Annotated in this window: 10 protein-coding genes, 3 tRNA genes and 3 rRNA genes; 14 read left to right on the top strand and 2 right to left on the bottom strand. The window is 33.7% G+C overall.

The genetic code is table 11. The features are described from left to right. Positions 1–65: 65 nt before the first annotated feature. Positions 66–141 (top strand) — tRNA-Lys (locus AC2JAQ_RS16500). A gap of 138 nt (positions 142–279) precedes the next feature. Beyond that, positions 280–1,329, top strand: coding sequence for an ABC transporter substrate-binding protein (locus AC2JAQ_RS16495; protein WP_488457301.1), 1,050 nt, complete (start codon positions 280–282; stop codon positions 1,327–1,329). Between the two features lie 87 nt (positions 1,330–1,416). On the opposite strand, the gene AC2JAQ_RS16490 is transcribed toward AC2JAQ_RS16495, so the two are convergent. Together AC2JAQ_RS16490 and AC2JAQ_RS16485 are read right to left on the bottom strand one after the other, a co-directional pair. Then, entirely contained in the window at positions 1,417–1,719 is a 303-nt protein-coding gene (locus AC2JAQ_RS16490; RefSeq protein ID WP_488457302.1) for a hypothetical protein, read from the bottom strand. A 115-nt stretch (positions 1,720–1,834) separates the two neighbouring features. Then, on the bottom strand, positions 1,835–2,590 hold the full coding sequence (locus AC2JAQ_RS16485) for a signal peptidase II (RefSeq protein ID WP_488458821.1): 756 nt from the start codon (positions 2,588–2,590) through the stop codon (positions 1,835–1,837). Between the two features lie 236 nt (positions 2,591–2,826). Here AC2JAQ_RS16485 and AC2JAQ_RS16480 point away from each other — a divergent pair, with 236 nt between their 5' ends. The 12 genes from AC2JAQ_RS16480 to AC2JAQ_RS16425 all read left to right on the top strand — a co-directional run bounded on the left by AC2JAQ_RS16480 (position 2,827) and on the right by AC2JAQ_RS16425 (position 18,719). After that, complete coding sequence (locus tag AC2JAQ_RS16480; protein ID WP_488458820.1) at positions 2,827–3,630, top strand: class I SAM-dependent methyltransferase; 804 nt, start codon at positions 2,827–2,829, stop codon at positions 3,628–3,630. Between the two features lie 200 nt (positions 3,631–3,830). Then, positions 3,831–4,631, top strand: coding sequence for a pyruvate, water dikinase regulatory protein (locus tag AC2JAQ_RS16475; RefSeq protein WP_488458819.1), 801 nt, complete (start codon positions 3,831–3,833; stop codon positions 4,629–4,631). A 575-nt stretch (positions 4,632–5,206) separates the two neighbouring features. After that, positions 5,207–6,719, top strand: a 16S ribosomal RNA gene (locus AC2JAQ_RS16470). A 187-nt stretch (positions 6,720–6,906) separates the two neighbouring features. Then, positions 6,907–9,811 (top strand): 23S ribosomal RNA (locus AC2JAQ_RS16465). 95 nt (positions 9,812–9,906) lie between these two features. Next, positions 9,907–10,025, top strand: a 5S ribosomal RNA gene (gene rrf / locus AC2JAQ_RS16460). Together the 16S, 23S and 5S rRNA genes with 2 tRNA genes alongside form the textbook arrangement of a ribosomal RNA operon. 5 nt (positions 10,026–10,030) lie before the next feature. Continuing rightward, positions 10,031–10,107 (top strand) — tRNA-Ile (locus tag AC2JAQ_RS16455). Between the two features lie 5 nt (positions 10,108–10,112). Then, positions 10,113–10,188, top strand: a tRNA-Ala gene (locus AC2JAQ_RS16450). 738 nt (positions 10,189–10,926) lie between these two features. Then, on the top strand, positions 10,927–12,249 hold the full coding sequence (locus AC2JAQ_RS16445; protein ID WP_488458818.1) for an APC family permease: 1,323 nt from the start codon (positions 10,927–10,929) through the stop codon (positions 12,247–12,249). A 125-nt stretch (positions 12,250–12,374) separates the two neighbouring features. Beyond that, a complete protein-coding gene (locus AC2JAQ_RS16440) occupies positions 12,375–12,524 on the top strand; it encodes a hypothetical protein (RefSeq protein ID WP_488458817.1) in 150 nt (49 codons plus the stop codon). Positions 12,525–12,839: 315 nt separating this feature from the next. Continuing rightward, positions 12,840–14,783 carry a 1,4-alpha-glucan branching protein GlgB gene (gene glgB, locus AC2JAQ_RS16435; RefSeq protein WP_488458824.1) on the top strand — a complete coding sequence of 648 codons (1,944 nt, stop codon included), beginning with the start codon at positions 12,840–12,842 and terminating at the stop codon, positions 14,781–14,783. Positions 14,784–14,824: 41 nt separating this feature from the next. Further along, positions 14,825–16,255, top strand: coding sequence for a glycogen synthase GlgA (gene glgA, locus AC2JAQ_RS16430; protein ID WP_488458823.1), 1,431 nt, complete (start codon positions 14,825–14,827; stop codon positions 16,253–16,255). Positions 16,256–16,283: 28 nt separating this feature from the next. Further along, positions 16,284–18,719, top strand: coding sequence for a glycogen/starch/alpha-glucan phosphorylase (locus AC2JAQ_RS16425; RefSeq protein WP_488458816.1), 2,436 nt, complete (start codon positions 16,284–16,286; stop codon positions 18,717–18,719). Positions 18,720–18,757: the final 38 nt, after the last annotated feature.

The raw sequence follows: 18,757 nt of genomic DNA, 5'->3' as shown, positions 1-18,757 counted from the left end.
CCTTTAGAAGCCGATGGTACTGCACGGGAGACTGTGTGGGAGAGTAGGTGGTCGCCAGGTCTTATGATTTGCTAGCTCAGTCGGTAGAGCACGTGACTTTTAATCACGGTGTCCAGGGTTCGATTCCCTGGCAGATCACCAAAACCTCTCTAATAAGAGAGGTTTTTTTGTGTATAAAAATATATTATTCTATAAATTACTTGAAAAATAATTTATACTTAAATAGTAAATATAAAAAGATTTTTAGGATTATATTTAATAGAATTTGGGAGGAAAGTAATGAAAGGGATAAAGAAAATATTATCATTAGGGTTACTTCTGATATTTTCATTTTCAATGGTATCCTGTGGAGGATCAAAGGGAAAGACTTTAGAAGATACTATAGTAGTAACAAGTAAATATCCTGATGAAGTTATGAAGTATATTGCTGATGAATTTAAAAAAGAAACTGGAATAACTGTAAAATATGAAGTTAAAGATGAAATCAAAGAGGATGATTTCAAAAATTCAAATGTTGATGTTGTTTTAGGGGGAAATAGTGAATTATATAAAAAAGTAGCTTCAGATAATCTCTTACAAGGATATAAAACAAGTTGGTTTGGAGATGTGGATGAAAACTATAGAGATAAGGATGGATATTGGTATTCAATTTATAGAAATCCTATAGTTGTTGCTTATAACAAGACAAATCTACCAGATAATCTTGTACCAAAGAATTTAGTTGATTTAGGAAGTGGAAAATTAACTAATAAGTTAATTATGGTGAACTCAAATAATGATTATACAAAATACTTTATCTCTGCTACAACATCATATTTAAGTAAGGCTGCAAATAATGATGATAATGTAGGAAATACTTTTTTACAAAATTTAAAGTTAAATGTGGCTACATTCTTTAATAATTATGATGAATTGGCTACAGCTTTAAATACAAAAGAGACTCCAATAGGAATACTTCCTTTGGATGTGTTAAATAAAAAATATAAAGATGATGCTAATATTGTAAGAATTGATTTCCCAGATGGAGTACCTGTGGTAACAGAATGTGCAGGGATTTTAAAAACAGCACCAAATCCTAATGCATCGGAATTATTTATGGAGTTTGTTGCTGGCCCAAAGATCCAATTAGAATTAGCACAAAAGTTTAATATAATGCCTACATTGCCAGTAGCAATAAAATATTCTCCAGATTGGATTAAAGATTTTAAAACTTTAGATATTGATAACAATGTTATTTTTGATAATGAAAATAAATGGGTTCAATATTTTAATAGTATAGTTAAACCAGAAGCACCTACTAAGCCAGTAACTAATGGGAAAAAATCTTAGTATTTAGTATATAGTTAAATTAAAAAAAGAGATATTATGTTTACACATAATATCTCTTTTATATTTAAAGTGTGAATTGTAAATAGCTTATTCGTACTTGAATTTAATGATAACTTCTTTGATTTCTCCTTTAGAGTTAGTTCTAACTTTAAAATCTTTAATATCTTTAAATTCGTTATTAAGTTGAAAGTTAAGTTCATTTATAGTAGCTTTGGCCTTTTTAGCTAAATCACTATCTTCGATAACTTCAAATCTCTGCTTTTTAGTTGTAATTTCCTTGTTTTTATCATCAACTACAACGTAGTACTTATCTCCTTCTTCAATTACAACATACTCTTTACCAAAAGTTAGGCTTGAGCATAATGAATTATCTATACATCTTACTAGCATAGCTACTCTCCTCTCATAAACAGTAAATTCTCTACACCTTAAATATATCACAATAAGAAGCTTTGTCCATGCTAAATAGGAAATTATATGAATTTTGTAATATCCTACAAATATACTATTTTTTAATTCTAAGAATATTCTTTAATAAATCATTTTTAGCAAAAATAAAGAATTTTTTTATTGAAGCAAAATCATCTTTTAAAGTACTAGGTTTATCATCTTTCCAATAATCATTGAAATAAATACATAGTAAGAAAAATAATATAGCTAGATTTATATATATATCCTTAAAATCAGCTATGAATAAATTACTTATTCCTATGAAGTCTAAACTTCCTCCATAAAAGATTTTATCTATTAAGGAACATAAAGCTCCAGCCATTATAAAGACTATACACATATCTGCATTAAAATCTTTATGTCCATTATGTACATAATATCTATATGCTTCAAAGAATATAACTAAAGCTATTAAGTTTAATATTATAAGAAATCCAAAGCTTATTCCTGCTCCAAATCTTACATTTATCCAAGAACCATCTGTATTTATTATTGGCTGAAATGATAAAAATTTACCTATAATATCAAAATTAGTGTTAAAGAACCATTTATAGATTATAAATTTTACTCCTTGGTCTAAAATCATTAAAAATGCAAATAACCATAATAAAGTTTTATTGCTAAAGCCATTTTTATGTTTATTCCATAAATCATAGATTAAATATCCTACTAATGCAAAGGGAAGTGCTAGAAATAACATCATAAAAGTTTCTGAATTATTTTCAACTCTTCCAGTTAAGAATTCAAATAAGAAATAAATTAACCACATTATAGGTAGTATTGCAATAGTTACCCACTTTTTCTTATTCATGATTACCTCCCTATAAAATATACCATTGTTATATTTAATTAACTTAATTTTAATCCTATATAGTAAGTAGTAAAAAAATTTTTACAGTAATAAATTAAATTAATTTTAAGTTTATAGTATTGAAATTAATCAAACTAAATCAATTTTAACATAGTTAATTATTATAATTAAAGAGGATAAATAGAATTTTAAAAGAATATATAAATTATCACACATATTAATTAATGAGGTGTTTTATGACAGATATTATTAGAGACTATTACAATGAAAATAGTAAAAATGAGTGGCTTAGATTAAATGATCCTTATAATAGATTAGAGTTATTTAGTACTATGTACATGATAAAAGAATACTTTCCTAATGAGAGTAAAATATTAGATATAGGCTCAGGACCAGGGAGATACTCTATAGAGTTATTAAAGAGAGGGTATGGAGTTACACTAATGGACATATCAAACAAATCTATAGATATGGCTAAAAAGAATATAGAGGCTTTAGGATTAAAGGCAGATAATTATATTTGTGGTGATGCATTATATTTAGACTTTTTAGATGATAATTCTTACGATGGTATACTTCTAATGGGGCCTATGTATCATGTTCAATCTAAAGAAGACAGAATCAGAATATTAGAGAATTGTAAGAGAGTATTAAAGCCAGGTGGTGTTATATTAATAACTTACATAAATTCTTTAGGAGTCTTAAGAGTAGGTCTTTCAGATTTTCCTCAAGAATTTAAAAATATAGATAAAATATATGAGCTATTTGATGAAAAGTCATTTAGCAAGGAAGAATCTTTTACTGAAACATATTTTACTGTACCAGAAAAGGCAATTAACGAGGTTAATGAAGTTGGATTTGATATATTAAGTAGAGCTGGTGCTGAAAGTTTTTTAAGTGGACAAGCATTCTATATGACTAAATATTATTTAGAGGATAAGGAAATATACTTTAATTTATTAAAAGTAGCAACTGAAAAATGTGAAGATGAAAGATTTAGGGATTCAACAGAACATTTACTTATAGTCGCTAGAAAGTAATTAAGTATTTTTTCTTATTAAATTTAAATAGTTTATTTATATAAATAGCAATTATGAGAATTTAAATTAAACAAAGTTATGGTTAAAAAGCTCTAGTGGCTATAAAATATAAAAACTAAAAGGGAAAAGAGAGTAAATTACATTAAAAAAACAACACTAATAATATAGTTGTTTTTAGATGAAAGAGAGGAGCAATTTTTATGTTAACAATTTTTGCGGTTTCAGATTCAATAGGAGAAACAGCTCAACAAGTAGCTGTGGCTGCTGCTAGTCAATTTAAAGATAATGCTGAGGTTAAAAGGATACCTTATGTTAAGAGTTTAGAAGATGTAGAAGATTTAATGAAAACTATAGAAGAGTGTGAAACTTGTATGATCGTATCTACTATAATAACTGTTAATGTTAGAGAATATCTAACACAAAAATGCATTGAAAAAAACATAAATATAATAAATGTACTTGGACCAATAATAAATGTAGCCTCAACAATATTGAATCAATATCCAGATTATAATCCTGGTGCTATGTGGAATACCGATGAGGCTTATTATAAGAGAATAGAGGCTATGGAGTTTGCTATGCAATATGATGATAGTAAAGACTATAGAGGATTAAAGAATGCAGATGTGGTACTTGTAGGCTTATCTAGAACATCTAAAACACCGTTATGTATGTATCTTGCAAATAAGGGAATAAAGGCAATAAACATACCTTTAGTTCCAGAGGTAGGTGTACCAGAAGAAATATATGAAATAGACAAGAAAAAAGTATTTGGACTTACAATAAATCCACTTCAGCTTATAGAAATAAGAAAAAGAAGATTAGATAAATTTCATAGAATATCAGCAGATATTGAATATGCTTCTGATTCAAGAATACTAGAGGAATTTGAATTTGCAGATAGGATAATGAGAAAAATAGGATGTAGAACTATAGACGTAACTCAAAGAGCTATAGAAGATACAGCTTTAATAATAATGGAAAAGCTAGGAGTAAAATAATTATTCTATTTTATAGAATAAACATATTATTTGAAAATATAAAATAAAAGAATAATTTATCATCAATTTTATAACTGCTAATAGATTTAAAAACTAATTTTTATATAAAAGATCTAAATTAAGAAAAGCTTAAATAAGGATTACATAAATAAAAAAAAGGATATAAAAATTTATTAGCAGTTTAATTATTCTGTTATTTGGGATAAATTTCAATAAATTATATTGAATTGTAAATAAAATATAAATATACTAATCCTGGTGTATCAATATAAGTATTTTTTAGAAAACTAAAGAAAATAAAAGAAAACTTAATTTAATTTTAAAATATTAATATTACTGAATAGTAAAGAGGGCCACTATATGGTAAGATAAATCTCGTCGCTGAGAGACACACAAACAACTTAACAAAACAAATTAAAAGTTTTTAAAAAAAGTTGTTGACAAAGTTTCAAAGTGATGTTAAACTAAGAAAGTCGCTTGAGGGTGACGAAGAAATGGTCTTTGAAAATTAAACAGAAGATATTAACATAAACCAGCAATTCTTTTATAAGTAATATGAGTATAGATTAAACTTTTAAATTGAGAGTTTGATCCTGGCTCAGGATGAACGCTGGCGGCGTGCTTAACACATGCAAGTCGAGCGATGAAGTTTCCTTCGGGAAACGGATTAGCGGCGGACGGGTGAGTAACACGTGGGTAACCTGCCTCATAGAGTGGAATAGCCTCCCGAAAGGGAGATTAATACCGCATAATGTTGAGAGATGGCATCATCTTTCAACCAAAGGAGCAATCCGCTATGAGATGGACCCGCGGCGCATTAGCTAGTTGGTGGGGTAACGGCCTACCAAGGCGACGATGCGTAGCCGACCTGAGAGGGTGATCGGCCACATTGGGACTGAGACACGGCCCAGACTCCTACGGGAGGCAGCAGTGGGGAATATTGCACAATGGGGGAAACCCTGATGCAGCAACGCCGCGTGAGTGATGAAGGTTTTCGGATCGTAAAGCTCTGTCTTTGGGGAAGATAATGACGGTACCCAAGGAGGAAGCCACGGCTAACTACGTGCCAGCAGCCGCGGTAATACGTAGGTGGCGAGCGTTATCCGGATTTACTGGGCGTAAAGGGAGCGTAGGCGGATGATTAAGTGGGATGTGAAATACCCGGGCTCAACTTGGGTGCTGCATTCCAAACTGGTTATCTAGAGTGCAGGAGAGGAGAGTGGAATTCCTAGTGTAGCGGTGAAATGCGTAGAGATTAGGAAGAACACCAGTGGCGAAGGCGACTCTCTGGACTGTAACTGACGCTGAGGCTCGAAAGCGTGGGGAGCAAACAGGATTAGATACCCTGGTAGTCCACGCCGTAAACGATGAATACTAGGTGTGGGGGTTTCAACACCTCCGTGCCGCCGCTAACGCATTAAGTATTCCGCCTGGGGAGTACGGTCGCAAGATTAAAACTCAAAGGAATTGACGGGGACCCGCACAAGTAGCGGAGCATGTGGTTTAATTCGAAGCAACGCGAAGAACCTTACCTACACTTGACATCCCTTGCATTACTCTTAATCGAGGAAATCCCTTCGGGGACAAGGTGACAGGTGGTGCATGGTTGTCGTCAGCTCGTGTCGTGAGATGTTGGGTTAAGTCCCGCAACGAGCGCAACCCTTGTCGTTAGTTACTACCATTAAGTTGAGGACTCTAGCGAGACTGCCTGGGTTAACCAGGAGGAAGGTGGGGATGACGTCAAATCATCATGCCCCTTATGTGTAGGGCTACACACGTGCTACAATGGCTGGTACAGAGAGATGCAATACCGTGAGGTGGAGCCAAACTTTAAAACCAGTCTCAGTTCGGATTGTAGGCTGAAACTCGCCTACATGAAGCTGGAGTTACTAGTAATCGCGAATCAGAATGTCGCGGTGAATACGTTCCCGGGTCTTGTACACACCGCCCGTCACACCATGAGAGTTGGCAATACCCGAAGTCCGTGAGCTAACCGCAAGGAGGCAGCGGCCGAAGGTAGGGTCAGCGATTGGGGTGAAGTCGTAACAAGGTAGCCGTAGGAGAACCTGCGGCTGGATCACCTCCTTTCTAAGGAATACATCTTAGGATAACTAAGATGATAATGAATTCTGGATAATATCTCTGTTTAATTTTGAGAGACTATCTCTCAAAATTGTTCTTTGAAAATTGCACATAATTTAATTTATAGAAACAACAAGCCAAATTGGCAAAACCAATTTCTATTCTTTGTAAAATGAGAACTATAACTAATATAGGTCAAGCTACAAAGGGCGCATGGTGAATGCCTTGGCATCAGGAGCCGATGAAGGACGTGATAAGCTGCGATAAGCTTCGGGTAGGCGCACATAGCCTGAGATCCGAAGATCTCCGAATGAGGAAACTCACATGGGAAACCCCATGTATCATTAAGTGAATACATAGCTTAATGAAGGTAACCCAGGGAACTGAAACATCTAAGTACCTGGAGGAAGAGAAAGAAAAATCGATTTTCTTAGTAGCGGCGAGCGAAAGGGAAAGAGCCCAAACCGGAAACTTGTTTCCGGGGTTGTGGACATAACATAAAAGTGGAGGCTATTGTAACTGAAGAGAGCTGGAAAGCTCCACCGTAGAAGGTAATAGTCCTGTAAGTGAAACGAGAAGACCACGAGTTATGATCCAGAGTACCACGAGACACGTGAAACCTTGTGGGAAGCAGGGAGGACCACCTCCCAAGGCTAAATACTACCTGATGACCGATAGTGAAGCAGTACCGTGAGGGAAAGGTGAAAAGAACCCCAGGAGGGGAGTGAAATAGAACCTGAAACCGTGTGCCTACAACCGCTCAGAGCCCCTTATGAGGGTGATGAGGTGCTTTTTGTAGAACGAGCCAACGAGTTACGGTATGTAGCAAGGTTAAGTACTTAAGGTACGGAGCCGAAGGGAAACCGAGTCTGAATAGGGCGACTAGTTGCATGCCGTAGACCCGAAACCGGGTGACCTATCCATGGCCAGGTTGAAGCGAGGGTAAAACCTCGTGGAGGACCGAACCACGTTGCTGTTGAAAAAGCATGGGATGAGCTGTGGATAGCGGAGAAATTCCAATCGAACCCGGAGATAGCTGGTTCTCTCCGAAATAGCTTTAGGGCTAGCGTCGAGTATGAGTAGTGGAGGTAGAGCACTGAATGGGCTAGGGGGCATAGCGCTTACCGAACCTTATCAAACTCCGAATGCCACATACTTTGAGCTCGGCAGTCAGACTACGAATGATAAGATCCGTGGTCAAAAGGGAAACAGCCCAGATCGTCAGCTAAGGTCCCAAAGTGTAAGTTAAGTGGGAAAGGATGTGAGATTTCTAAGACAACTAGGATGTTGGCTTAGAAGCAGCCATTCATTAAAAGAGTGCGTAATAGCTCACTAGTCGAGAGATCTTGCGCCGAAAATGTAACGGGGCTAAACTTACCACCGAAGCTACGGGCTTGAACTTAGTTCAAGCGGTAGGAGAGCGTCGTAACCGGGCTGAAGTCGTACCGTAAGGAGCGGTGGACTGGTTACGAGTGAGAATGTTGGCATCAGTAGCGAGATGTGGGTGAGAATCCCACAGGCCGAAAACCTAAGGTTTCCTCAGGAAGGTTCGTCCGCTGAGGGTTAGTCGGGACCTAAGCCGAGGCCGAAAGGCGTAGGTGATGGACAACTGGTTGATATTCCAGTACCACTACCATCGTTATTATCGATGGCGTGACGCAGGAGGATAGTGTGTGCTAGCTATTGGATGCTAGTCTAAGCGTTTAGGCAGTGAAAGTAGGCAAATCCGCTTTCATAATGCTGAGGCGTGATGGGGAAGGTTCCACGGAACCGAAGTACATGATTCCACGCTGCCAAGAAAAGCGTCTAGAGAGAGAAGTAGTGCCCGTACCGCAAACCGACACAGGTAGGTGAGGAGAGAATCCTAAGGCCGGCGGAAGAATTACAGTTAAGGAACTCGGCAAATTGACCCCGTAAGTTCGCGAGAAGGGGTGCCTACGAGAGTAGGCCGCAGAGAATAGGCCCAAGCAACTGTTTAGCAAAAACACAGGTCTCTGCTAAAGCGTAAGCTGATGTATAGGGGCTGACGCCTGCCCGGTGCTGGAAGGTTAAGGGGAACACTTAGCGCAAGCGAAGGTGTGAACTTAAGCCCCAGTAAACGGCGGCCGTAACTATAACGGTCCTAAGGTAGCGAAATTCCTTGTCAGGTAAGTTCTGACCCGCACGAATGGCGTAATGACTTGGGCACTGTCTCAACTGTAAATCCGGCGAAGTTGTAGTGCGAGTGAAGATGCTCGCTACCCGCGATTGGACGGAAAGACCCCGTAGAGCTTTACTGTAGCTTAGCATTGAGTTTTGGTATTGTCTGTACAGGATAGGTGGGAGGCTAGGAAACTAGGGCGTCAGCCTTAGTGGAGCCATCCTTGGGATACCACCCTGACAGTACTGAAATTCTAACTGGCGGCCATGAATCTGGTCACAGGACATTGTTAGGTGGGCAGTTTGACTGGGGCGGTCGCCTCCTAAAAAGTAACGGAGGCGCCCAAAGGTTCCCTCAGAACGGTCGGAAATCGTTCGTAGAGTGCAAAGGCAGAAGGGAGCCTGACTGCGACACCCACAAGTGGAGCAGGGACGAAAGTCGGGCTTAGTGATCCGGTGGTACCTCGTGGGAGGGCCATCGCTCAACGGATAAAAGCTACCTCGGGGATAACAGGCTGATCTCCCCCAAGAGTCCACATCGACGGGGAGGTTTGGCACCTCGATGTCGGCTCGTCGCATCCTGGGGCTGAAGTAGGTCCCAAGGGTTGGGCTGTTCGCCCATTAAAGCGGCACGCGAGCTGGGTTCAGAACGTCGTGAGACAGTTCGGTCCCTATCCGTCGCGGGCGTAGGAAATTTGAGAGGAGCTGTCCTTAGTACGAGAGGACCGGGATGGACTGACCTCTGGTGTACCAGTTGTTCCGCCAGGAGCACAGCTGGGTAGCTAAGTCGGGAATGGATAAACGCTGAAAGCATCTAAGCGTGAAGCCAACCTCAAGATGAGATTTCCCATAGCGTAAGCTAGTAAGATCCCTTGAAGAACACAAGGTTGATAGGTCGGGGGTGTAAGCATGGTAACATGTTCAGCTGACCGATACTAATAGATCGAGGGCTTGACCAAATATAGTAAATTAAATATGTGCAATTTTGAAAGAACAAAAACTTTCAAAAAATATGTTGACAAATTATTTTAGATTTGATAACATATACATGTCATCTGGTGATGATGCTCTTTAGGGTAACACCCGTTTTCCATTCCGAACACGAAGGTTAAGCCTATTGAGGCCGATGGTACTGCACGGGAGACTGTGTGGGAGAGTAGGTGGTTGCCAGGTAATATGGATCTTTAGCTCAGTTGGTTAGAGCAACCGGCTCATAACCGGTAGGTCCGGGGTTCGAGTCCCTGAAGGTCCACCATTTTTGGGGGTATAGCTCAGTTGGGAGAGCACCTGCCTTGCACGCAGGGGGTCAGGAGTTCGAATCTCCTTACCTCCACCATTAAAGCTATGAACAGAGTTCATAGCTTTTTTATTTTGCAAAATAATATAAGCTTTAATCAGTCTAATTTATTTAATATAGTAACAAAAGATAATCTCATTTTCATATTTAGGATATAGTATAACATAAAGTTCTTATTGTTTATTTATTAAAATATTAGGTGCTGTTGTATATTAATTTTAGAACCACCTTTTAAATAAAGGTGGTTCTAACTTTTATTAGGCAAAATATAGAACTATGTTTTTGGCTATTTCCTAAATAAAAACATATATTAACTGCGTTTAAAGTATTTTTACAAAAATTAACACATAAATATTTATATTTTATAGAAAATATTTATGTTTTTATTTATAATTATTTATGATAGTTAAATTTTAATTATTATTATAAGTTTTATATTGAGAAAAACTAATATATAATTAAGTTTAATATGAAGTAGAAATATAAAATAGAAATATAAAATAGAACATAATTTTATAGCTTAAATTCAAAATGTCTTTATAAAGTGTATAAAAAATTTTTGACTTTAATGATTTAAAGTTATATAGTTCTAAAATTTATGATTTTCTTTAAGTGATTAGATTTGTATTTATAGTTTATATTGTAGAGAATAAATTAGGAAATGTAGAAATTTAATTATAGTTATAAATGGAAGTATTTAAAGGAGAAATAAACTAGCTTTTTATATAGTTAAAAATCAATATTTTTTGATTTATTCACTTTTAGGAGGATTAAAAGATGGGAGAACCTAAATTAAAAAAGGAAATAGGATTATTTACAGCTACTGCACTTGTAGTTGGAAATATGATGGGGTCGGGAATATTTATGCTTCCAGCAAGTTTAGCAGGTGTTTCTGGTCCAGGTGCTACAATAATAGCATGGATATTAACAGGACTAGGAGCTTTAATATTAGCTTTAACATTTGCTAACTTAGGATCAAAAATTCCTAAGACTGGAGGAACATATGAGTATTCTAGATTAGCTTATGGGAACTTTATGGGATTTATGACAGCATGGCTTTATTGGAATGGGTCATGGATTGGAAATGCCACTATTTTTATAGTTGTTGCAACTTATTTAGGTGAAGTAGTAACATCTTTAACTAATTCCCCAATAGTAGGATTTTTATTTTGCTCAGCAATTTTATGGAGTTCTACTTATATAAATATAAGAGGAACAAAGTTAGCGGGGAGAGTTACTTCTGTAATAACTGTCTTTAAAGTTTTATTATTTGTATTCTTTATTATTGTTGGATTGATGTATTTTAATCCTGCAAACTTAACACCAATGTTCCCAGAGGGAAAAGGTATTTCTACTATTCCTATGGCAGCGTCCTTAACCTTATGGGCGTTTATGGGATTAGAGACTGCATCAGTTGCAGGTGGTGAAATAAAAAATCCTGAAAAAAACGTAAAAAGAAGTACTATTATGGGAATGCTGATCAGTACAGTGTTGTATATATTAATAAGTATTGTGGCTATGGGAGCTATGAGTCAAAATGAATTAGCCACAAGTACTGCACCTATATCAGATATAATAGTTAAAGTTTTAAATTTAAAGAGTTTAGATGTTTTAAATGTAGCTATAGCTATTAGTATTTTAGGAACTGGTATGGGATGGTTATTATCAACGGCTAGGGTTGCTTATGCTGCTGGAGAAGATGGAATTTTCCCTAGTGCATTTGCTAAATTACATCCTAAGTACGATACTCCATATATAGCTTTAATAATAGGAAGCATATTTATTAACATTATATTCTTAATGAATTTTACTAAAGGATTAGCAGGTGCATACAACTTTATAGTTGTATTAGCTACTTTAAGTTACTTACCAATATACGCTATTTCAACTATTGCTGAAATAATATTAATGGTTAAAGAAGATAAAAAACCTACTTTTAAAAAGCATTTAAGTTTAATTATAAGATGTTTAATAGGCTTTGCTTTTGCAACTTGGGCGATATATGCTTCAGGAGCTGAGATTGTAATGTATGGATTTATTCTAATACTTCTAGGAGTTCCTGTTTACGGATATATGAGCATAAAAAAGCACTTCCGATAAATTGAATTTTTATATTTAACAATTTTGTTATGTACTACTGACCAATTTATTATATAATAAATATAAGTTTTAAAGTTGGGGCTAAGTATGTATGTTGCAGAAATTTGAGTGGGGAGTGTATTGAGATGGCAAAATTAGAATCTTTAGAAGAAAAATTAGTTGAGTTAAAGCTTAAAAAAAGAAATTTCATTTTAGCCAATAAAGATACAGAAGATATTGATAATCTTATAAAGAATTTAGAAGAAGAAATTATGAAAATTAAATTAAATAAGTAATATTTAGGAGCTACAAAAGAGTAAAATCTCTTTTGTAGCTTTTTTTATAAAAATTACTTTAACGTTACGAATTTTTTAAATATTGTTTTGGTAAAAAAATACATTTAATATAGTAATAGGTTAAATTTCGAAAATAAGTATTTTAAAATAATTTAATTAAATTATTGCTTTCAAAGTTTTATAAATAAAATTATTTTTTAGGTTTATATATTACAAAGGGGAAGGGGATTTGTGATGACTATATTAGAGTTAGAAAATAAGGAATTAGAGATAAAATCTGTTGATTTGAAGAATAGAGACAAGAATAAATCTTCAATGAAAAATGAAATATTTAGTGAAGAAGATTTATATTTATTCCACGAAGGAAAAAATTATAATGCATATAAGTTTATGGGAGCTCATTTTACTAGTGAAAATAGAAAACGTGGAGTAAGATTTACCGTATGGGCTCCAAGGGCTAAAAATATATTTTTAGTTGGAGATTTTTCAAATTGGGAAGCTAAGGAAGAAAATAGGCTTGAAAAGATAAATGATACAGGCCTTTGGAGTTTATTTATTCCTAGATTAAAAGAGGGACTTAAATATAAATATTATGTTGAGCAAGCTGATGGAAAAATAGTATTAAAATCAGATCCTTATGGAGTGTATTCAGAAGTTAGACCAAATACAGCTTCTGTTTTATGTGAAAAAACTAAAATAAGATGGACAGATAAAAAGTGGTTAAATAAAAGAAAAAAAACTAACTATTTTGAAAGTCCTATGAATATATATGAATTACATCTTGGCTCATGGAAGAGAAAAGAAAACAATAAATTCATGTCTTATGAAGAGCTAAGCAATATTTTACCTAAATATGTTAAGGATATGGGATATACTCATGTAGAGCTTATGCCTTTAAATGAACATCCATTAGATGCTTCTTGGGGATATCAAGCAACAGGTTATTATTCAGTAACAAGTAGATATGGAGATATAAAAGGATTAAAAAAGCTAATAAATGCTCTTCATAAAGATGATATAGGAATTATTTTAGATTGGGTGCCAGGACATTTTTGTAAAGATGAACAAGGATTATATATGTTTGATGGTACTCCTACTTATGAATATGAAGAAGGTTGGAAGGCAGATAACAAGGGATGGGGTACTTTTAACTTTGATTTAGGAAAACCAGAGGTAAAAAGTTTCTTAATTTCTAATGCTTTTTATTGGATAAATGAATTTCATATTGATGGATTAAGAGTTGATGCAGTTTCTAATATGATTTATTTAAATTATGGAAGAAATCATGGAGAATGGATTCCAAATATATATGGAGGAAGTGAAAATTTAGAGGCAATTCAATTTATAAAAGAATTCAATGAAGCAATAAAATTATATAACACGGGTATTTTTACAATTGCAGAAGAGTCAACAGCTTGGCCGAATGTAACTAATGCTGTTGAATATGGTGGATTAGGTTTTGATTTTAAATGGAATATGGGTTGGATGAATGATACTTTAGAATATAATGAACTAGATCCTATATATAGAAAATATCATCATAATAAATTAACATTCCCTATGATGTACCATCATTCAGAAAAGTTTATATTACCTATATCTCATGATGAGGTTGTCCATGGCAAAAAATCTCTTTTGGATAAGATGTATGGCGATTATTGGAATAAATTTTCTAATCTAAGAGCTTATATGGGATATATGTATGGCCATCCAGGAAAGAAACTTATATTTATGGGATGTGAATTCGGGCAGTTTATAGAATGGAGAGAGTATGAGGAACTTGAGTGGAAGTTAATGAAGGATTTTGAAATGCATAGAAAAACTCAAAAGTTCTTTAAGGATATAAATAATTTTTATAAAAACACTCCTGAGCTTTGGGAGCTAGATTATTATCAAGAAGGATTTCAATGGATTGATGCTGATAATAATGAACAAAGCATATATATTTTTATAAGAAGAAGTAAAAATATAGATAATTATAAAATATTTGTATGCAATTTTACTCCTATGGTTTATTATGATTTTAATATAGGAGTTCCAGAAGAGGGTTCTTATAGAGAAATATTCAATACAGATAGAGAGGAGTATGGTGGTTCTGGACAAGTTATTGAAGATACATTGTGCTCAAAAGAGGGATGGTGTCATAATCAACCGTATACTTTAACTATAAAGATTCCACCAATGGCAGTATCTGTTTTTGAAAGAATAGTAAAAAGTGAAACAAAAGAAGAGGGAGAAGAGAGTGCACATATTAAATAAAATGTAAGAGAAAAAGCGTTTTATGGGGAGGTTTTAAAATGATAAAAGTTTTATTTGCAACATCAGAAGCAAATCCATTTATAAAAACTGGAGGCTTAGGTGACGTAATGGGAGCATTACCTAAAGAGCTTACAAGAAAAGGGGTAGAGGTTAGAGTAATTTTACCTAAGTATAGTGCGATTAAAAATGAGCTTTTAGAAAAACTTAATTTTATAAAGTGGTTTATGGTTCCTGTTGGCTGGAGAAATCAATATTGTGGAATATATGAGTGTGAATGTGATGGTGTTATATATTATTTATTAGATAGTGAATTCTATTTCCATAGAAATGGGTTATATGGAGAAGGAGATGATGGAGAGAGATTTGCTTTCTTTGATAGAGCAGTCTTAGAAACATTAAAAGAGATTGATTGGTGTCCAGATATAATTCATTGTAATGACTGGCAAACAGGAATGATTCCTGTTCTTCATAAATTGGAGTATGCGAAAGATCCATTTTATAAAGATATCAAGACTGTGACTTCAATACACAATCTTTTATTCCAAGGAAATTTTTCAGCAGACATTTTGCCAGAGCTTTTCGGATATGATTATGAACCTGTAAGAAATGGTAGTTTAGAATTTTATGGTGGTATGAGCTTTATGAAGGGAGCTATAAATTATAGCGATAGGGTTCTTACTGTAAGTGAGACATATGCTGATGAAATTCAAACACCATACTTTGGAGAAAATTTAGATGGATTATTAAGAGAAAGAGGATATGCTCTAAAAGGAATTGTAAATGGTATAGATTACGATGAATTTAATCCTGAAAATGATGTATTTATATCTAAGAATTTTACTGTAGAAAATATAGAAGATAAAGTTGAAAATAAATTAGCTCTTCAAAAGGAATTAGGTTTACCGGTTAATGAGAATATACCAATGATAAGTATAGTATCTAGACTTACTAATCAAAAGGGATGTGACTTAATAGTTAATATTGCACATAGATTGCTTCAAAGGAATGTTCAATTAGTTATATTAGGAACAGGTGACCATAACTATGAAAATCATTTTAGAGGATTACAGGAGCTTTACCCAACTAAGGTTTCAGCTAATATAAGGTTTGATAATGGATTAGCTCATAGAATATATGCAGCTTCAGATATGTTCTTAATGCCTTCATTATTTGAACCTTGTGGATTAGGACAACTTATAGCATTAAGATATGGAACTATTCCTATAGTGAGAGAGACTGGGGGATTAAAGGACACAATTTATCCTTATAATAAATATACTGGAGTAGGAAATGGTTTTAGTTTCACAAATTATAATCATAATGATTTAATGCATGTTATGGAATTAGCTTTAGAAACATATGATAATAATGAGATTTGGAAATCATTAATTGTCCAAGCGATGAATTCTGATAATAGTTGGAATAAGTCTGCAGAAAAGTATAAAGAATTATATGAAGAATTAATCCAGTAGTTTTATCAAGTCCGTAGGAGGAGAGTGTATGCTATTAATAAATAAGGAGAATTTTAAAAGAGATTATAAGAAGAAGTTTTTAGAGCTTCATGGAATAGATCTTGAAGAGGGAAAAAGCTTTCATAAATATGAAGCTTTAGGAAGTCTAGTTAGAGATTATATTGCAGAAGATTGGGTAAAGACTAAAAGAAATTATGAAGAATCTAAGCAAAAACAAGTTTATTATTTTTCTATGGAGTTCTTATTAGGAAGACTTTTGGGAGATGCTCTTTTAAATCTAGGCATAAGAGAAACATGTAAAGAAGCTCTCGAGGAATTAAATATTGATTTAAATGAATTAGAAGAGTTTGAAAGTGACCAGGGGTTAGGTAATGGTGGTTTAGGAAGACTAGCTGCATGTTTTCTAGATTCTATGGCTTCTTTAAATATAGCAGGACATGGTTGTGGAATAAGATACAAATACGGCTTTTTTAAACAAAAGATAATTGATGGATCACAAGTTGAGACTCCTGATATTTGGCTTAAGAACGGAAACGTATGGGAATTTAAGAAACCAGATAAAGCAGAAATAGTTAAGTTTGGTGGCAATATTAAATGTGAAAATATAAATGGAAGATTAACTTTTACCCATGTGAATTATGAGCCAATTTTAGCAGTTCCTTATGATACTCCTATTGTTGGATATGAAAATAATGTTGTAAATAATTTAAGGTTGTGGAGTGCAGAACCTGTAGATAATGAGTTCGACTTTTGTTACTTTAATAGAGGTCAATATTTAAAGGCAATAGAATATAGAAATTCTATTGAGGCAATTTCTCAGGTTTTGTATCCAGATGACTCAATGTATGAGGGAAAACTTCTTAGATTAAAACAACAATATTTCTTTGTATCAGCAGGTCTTCAAAGTATAGTTAGACATTACAAGAAAAATGGTGGAAAAATAGAGGAATTAGATGAGTATATTGCAATTCATATAAATGATACTCATCCAACTTTAGCAATACCAGAGCTTATGAGAATTCTATTAGATGAGGAAGGACTTTCATGGGAAACATCTATGAGAATAACTACAAACACAATATCTTATACAAATCATACAATTTTAGCAGAAGCTTTAGAAAAATGGCCAATAAATATGTTTAAGGAATTACTTCCTAGAATATATATGATTGTTGAGGAAATGAATGAGAGATATTGTGCTGAACTTTGGCATAAGTATACTGGTCAATGGGATAAGATATCTAAGATGGCCATAATAGGAGATGGTTTTGTTAGGATGGCAAACCTTGCAATAGTTGGTAGTCATAGTATAAATGGAGTTGCAAAACTTCATACTGAAATACTTAAGAAAAAAGAAATGAGCGATTTTTATTATCTTTATCCAAGTAAATTTAATAATAAGACCAATGGTATAGCTCATAGAAGATGGCTTCTTAAGACTAACCCTGAACTTACCAATCTTTTAAAAGAAACAATTGGAGACAGCTTTATAAAGCATCCTATAGACATGGAGAATTTTGAAAAGTATGTTGATAATAATTATGTTTTAGATAGGTTAGGTGAGATAAAAAGAAATAATAAGGAGAGATTAGCTAAAGTAATTCTTGATAATCAGGGAATCAAAGTAGATCCAAACTCAATTTTTGATGTACAAGTTAAAAGAATACATGCTTATAAACGACAAACCTTAAATTGTTTAAGGATAATGGATTTGTATAATAAATTATTAGAAAATCCAAATTTAGATATAGTTCCAAGAACTTTTATATTTGCAGGAAAAGCAGCTCCAGCATATTATTTAGCAAAGAATACTATTGAGCTTATAAATGCTGTTGCAAAGAGAGTTAATAATGATAAAAGAATTAATGATAAGATAAAAGTAATTTTCTTAGAAAATTATAGGGTATCTCTAGCAGAAAAAATAATTCCAGCTACAGATTTAAGTGAACAAATCTCAACTACAACTAAAGAAGCTTCAGGTACTTCTAATATGAAGTTTATGATGAATGGTGCTGTTACAATAGCAACTTTAGATGGAGCTAATATAGAAATAAGAGATGAAGTTGGAGATGACAATATTGTTATTTTCGGATTAACAGAAAATCAAGTTCTCGATTATTATTCTAGAGGTGGATATTCAGCTTGGGATATAAGAAATAATGATAGTAGATTAATCAGAGTTACTAACGATTTAATAAATGGGGTTTATTCTAATGATATAGATAAATTCAGAAGTGTATATGATAACTTATTAACCTATAATGATGAGTTTTTTGTACTGAAAGATTTTGATTCATATTTAAAAGCTCAGGACAAGGCAGATTTACTTTATAGAGATAGCAAGTCATGGCAAAGAAAATGTGGAATAAATATAGCACATTCAGGTATATTTTCTTCAGATAGAACCATAACAGAATATGCTACTGGAATATGGGGATCAAAAGTTATATATAAAAATTTATAGAATTTAGCATAAATTATAATCCATAAAGCACTTATATT

The organism is Clostridium sp. LIBA-8553 (genome assembly GCF_057782465.1).
Note: the sequence above shows the minus strand (reverse complement) of the source record. Positions and strands in the feature narration are given on the sequence as shown.

Bases quoted from the DNA above. Each gene is read 5' to 3' on its own strand.
- AC2JAQ_RS16495 (WP_488457301.1), top strand. From the start codon at position 280: ATGAAAGGGATAAAGAAAATATTATCATTAGGGTTACTTCTGATATTT.
- AC2JAQ_RS16490 (WP_488457302.1), bottom strand. From the start codon at position 1,719: ATGCTAGTAAGATGTATAGATAATTCATTATGCTCAAGCCTAACTTTT.
- AC2JAQ_RS16485 (WP_488458821.1), bottom strand. From the start codon at position 2,590: ATGAATAAGAAAAAGTGGGTAACTATTGCAATACTACCTATAATGTGG.
- AC2JAQ_RS16480 (WP_488458820.1), top strand. From the start codon at position 2,827: ATGACAGATATTATTAGAGACTATTACAATGAAAATAGTAAAAATGAG.
- AC2JAQ_RS16475 (WP_488458819.1), top strand. From the start codon at position 3,831: ATGTTAACAATTTTTGCGGTTTCAGATTCAATAGGAGAAACAGCTCAA.
- AC2JAQ_RS16445 (WP_488458818.1), top strand. From the start codon at position 10,927: ATGGGAGAACCTAAATTAAAAAAGGAAATAGGATTATTTACAGCTACT.
- AC2JAQ_RS16440 (WP_488458817.1), top strand. From the start codon at position 12,375: ATGGCAAAATTAGAATCTTTAGAAGAAAAATTAGTTGAGTTAAAGCTT.
- glgB (WP_488458824.1), top strand. From the start codon at position 12,840: ATGAAAAATGAAATATTTAGTGAAGAAGATTTATATTTATTCCACGAA.
- AC2JAQ_RS16425 (WP_488458816.1), top strand. From the start codon at position 16,284: ATGCTATTAATAAATAAGGAGAATTTTAAAAGAGATTATAAGAAGAAG.